This window comes from Rhodococcus sp. O3 (assembly GCF_048897285.1).
Taxonomy (GTDB): Bacteria; Actinomycetota; Actinomycetes; order Mycobacteriales; family Mycobacteriaceae; genus Rhodococcus.
In genome coordinates this window covers 1-3,218 of sequence record NZ_JBMBTE010000253.1, presented here as the reverse complement: position 1 = coordinate 3,218, position 3,218 = coordinate 1, and the positions used below count along the sequence as shown (strand labels likewise).

The window sequence follows — 3,218 nt, the reverse complement described above, 5'->3', positions numbered from 1 at the left end:
GGCCGTCGGCGAGCGTGACACCGGTGCGATCCACATCGACCGCGCGTCCGGTCACCACCCGCACCCGATCGAGCGGCAGCACCCGCTGCAGCGCCCCGGTGTCCAGTACCCGGTACGGGCGCGCGATGCGGTGCTCGCGCACCGTCCACGCCGACGGCGTCTCCACCTGCGCGGCGATCGCGGTCGCGGGCAACCAGCCGGGCAGCTCGTCCGCCCACGCCGCGTACGTCGCCGTCCACACCCGCTCGGGGCGGGGGTCCACGGCCGTCACCTCGAGGCCCGCGGCCGCACCCCGGAACGCGAGCACACGACCGGCCGGCCCGAGTCCGGCGATCAGCAGATCGGCCGTCACGCGATCACATGGACCCGGTCGCGAGCAGCCCGCCGTCCACCCGCACGGTCTCGCCGGTGATCCACTGCGCCGCGTCCGAGGCGAGGAACGCGACCAGGTGCGCGACGTCCTCCGGGGTGCCGAGCCGCTTCAACGGGTATCGCGCCGCCGCCGCATCCTCGCCGGCCGCGACCAGTGCCGCGGCGAACTTCGTTTTCACGATGCCCGGCGCGATCGCATTGACCCGGATCGACGGGCCGAGCTCCCACGCGAGTTCCTCGGTCAACCGGATCAGCGCCGCCTTGGACGCGCCGTACGCGCCGATCACCCCGGTCGAGCGCAGCCCGGCCACACTCGCGACGTTGACGACCGCCCCGCCGTGCTCGGCCATCCACGCCCGATGCGCCAGCTGCACGTACCCGAGGGCCGCAACGACGTTGACGTCGAAGATCTTCCGCACCGCGTCGAGATCGGCATCCATCAGCGACCCGAACGTCGGGTTGATCCCGGTGTTGTTGACCAGCACGTGCAACCCGCCCAGTTCGTCGACGGCGCGCCGCACCGCGTCGGCGCGCGCGTCCGGATCACCGGCGTTGCCGGGCAGTTCGAGCACCGTGCCGCCGTGACCGAGCGCACGCAGGTCCGCGGCGGCCTCGGCGAGCGGTTCCGGTTTCCGCGCGGTGATCGCGACGTGGGCACCGCGGGCGAGCAGTTCGGCGGCGACGGCCATACCGATACCGCGGCTCGCGCCGGTGATCAGCGTGACACGCCCGGTGAAATCGCGGGGGGCGGGGGATGCGGGGGTACTCGTCATGGCCGGAACGTAGCGCATCTCACCCCGGTGCCGGACCCGAGCCACGGTAAAATCAATGGTTCGTGTGCCCGCTCGTCCGGCATCACGACCCCCGTCCCGCTCGTCCCCCGAGGAGTCCCACGCGTGATCACTGCCACCGACCTGGAAGTCCGCGCCGGCGTGCGGACGCTGCTCACCGCACCGGGGTCGGCGCTGCGGGTGCAGGCGGGCGACCGGATCGGCCTGGTCGGCCGTAACGGTGCCGGTAAGACCACCACCCTGCGCATCCTGGCGGGGGAGGGCGAACCCTATGCGGGCACCGTCGTGCGCTCGGGTGAGCTGGGGTACCTCCCGCAGGACCCGAAGGAAGGCAACCTCGACGTCCTGGCGAAGGACCGGGTGCTGTCCGCACGTGGCCTCGACGAGATCCTGCGCAGCATGGAGAAGCAGCAGGCGTTGATGGCCGAAGCCGTCGACGAGAAGATCCGCGACCGCGCCGTCCGCAAGTACGGCTCGCTCGAGGAGCGGTTCTCGACCCTCGGCGGGTACGTCGCCGAATCCGAGGCCTCGCGCATCTGCCACAGCCTCGGCCTGCCCGACCGGGTCCTCGGTCAGCCGCTGCACACCCTGTCGGGTGGTCAGCGCCGCCGTGTCGAACTCGCCCGCATCCTGTTCGCTGCATCGGACGGGTCCGGCGGCAAGTCCGACACCACGTTGCTGCTCGACGAGCCGACCAACCACCTCGACGCGGACTCCATCACGTGGCTGCGCGGCTTCCTGCAGAACCACGAGGGCGGGCTCATCGTCATCAGCCACGACGTCGACCTGCTCGCCGACGTCGTCAACAAGGTGTGGTTCCTCGACGCGGTCCGCGGCGAGGCCGACATCTACAACATGGGCTGGAAGAAGTACCTCGACGCCCGCGCCACCGACGAGCAGCGTCGCCGCCGCGAGCGCGCCAACGCGGAGAAGAAGGCCGCGGCGCTGCAGAAGCAGGCCGCGAAGCTCGGCGCCAAGGCCACCAAGGCCACCGCCGCGCAGAACATGGCCAAGCGCGCCGAGAAACTGCTCAACGACCTCGACGACGTGCGCGTCGCCGACAAGGTCGCCAAGATCCGGTTCCCGACGCCCGCCGCGTGCGGCAAGACACCGCTCATGGCGAAGGAACTGACCAAGGTCTACGGGTCGCTCGAGATCTTCACCGGTGTGGACCTGGCGATCGACCGCGGCAGCCGCGTCGTGATCCTGGGGCTCAACGGCGCCGGCAAGACCACTCTGCTGCGGCTGCTCGCCGGCGTCGAGAAGCCGGACCTCGGGGAACTCGTCGCCGGCCACGGGCTGAAGATCGGGTACTTCGCGCAGGAGCACGACACGATCGACGACGACGACACCGTGTGGGAGAACATCCGGCACGCCGCGCCGGATGCGGGGGAGCAGGATCTGCGTGGGCTCCTGGGCGCGTTCATGTTCAGCGGGCCGCAGCTCGATCAGCCCGCCGGCACCCTGTCCGGCGGTGAGAAGACCCGTCTGGCGCTGGCCGGGCTGGTGTCGTCGGCGGCCAACGTGCTGTTGCTCGACGAGCCCACCAACAACCTCGATCCGGTGTCGCGGGAACAGGTGCTCGACGCGTTGCGCAGCTACGAGGGAGCGGTGGTGCTGGTCACCCACGACCCGGGTGCAGCCGAAGCACTGAACCCCGAACGGGTGATCCTGCTGCCCGACGGCACCGAGGACCACTGGTCGCAGGAGTACCTCGAACTGATCCAGCTGGCGTAACCCAGGTGACGGATGGGGCGGAATCGTTGCGGTGCGCAGCGATCTGCCTCGGGTTTCGCCTACGTGAACTAGCCTGGTAAGCGGAGCCTTGTCGAGCCGACGGGAGGGATCCGATGGCACGCAGATCCGAAGACGGGCAGTCCACATTCAGCAAGGGAACACGCGTCACCGGGGAGTCCCGGGATCGCCTCCAACAGGAACTCAAGCGCCGCTACGAGGCCGGGGCCAGCATCCGCACGCTCGCGCAGGAGACCGGCCGGTCCTACGGATTCGTGCACAACGTGCTCGTCGAATCCCACGTCGCGCTCCGCGGCCGCG

4 protein-coding genes are annotated in these 3,218 nt (G+C 70.4%); 2 read left to right on the top strand and 2 right to left on the bottom strand.

Annotated features, from left to right (window positions below; genetic code table 11):
• Together ACN675_RS28515 and ACN675_RS28510 are read right to left on the bottom strand one after the other, a co-directional pair.
• Window positions 1–352 (bottom strand): lycopene cyclase family protein (locus tag ACN675_RS28515; protein ID WP_420754013.1); only part of this gene is annotated, 352 nt, incomplete at its 3' end.
• A 4-nt stretch (window positions 353–356) separates the two neighbouring features.
• Window positions 357–1,145 (bottom strand): SDR family oxidoreductase, encoded by a 789-nt coding sequence (locus ACN675_RS28510; protein WP_420754012.1) that lies wholly within the window; start codon window positions 1,143–1,145, stop codon window positions 357–359.
• A gap of 123 nt (window positions 1,146–1,268) precedes the next feature.
• On the opposite strand from ACN675_RS28510, the gene ACN675_RS28505 reads away from it, so the two are divergent.
• Both ACN675_RS28505 and ACN675_RS28500 read left to right on the top strand, forming a co-directional pair.
• Window positions 1,269–2,900, top strand: a complete 1,632-nt coding sequence (locus tag ACN675_RS28505) for an ABC-F family ATP-binding cassette domain-containing protein (protein ID WP_420754011.1) — start codon at window positions 1,269–1,271, stop codon at window positions 2,898–2,900.
• Window positions 2,901–3,013: 113 nt separating this feature from the next.
• Window positions 3,014–3,218 (top strand): helix-turn-helix domain-containing protein (locus tag ACN675_RS28500; protein WP_420754010.1); only part of this gene is annotated, 205 nt, incomplete at its 3' end.

What these genes read in the sequence shown, in the direction of transcription:
- ACN675_RS28510 (WP_420754012.1), bottom strand. Translation starts at nt 1,145, where the DNA reads ATGACGAGTACCCCCGCATCCCCCGCCCCCCGCGATTTCACCGGGCGT.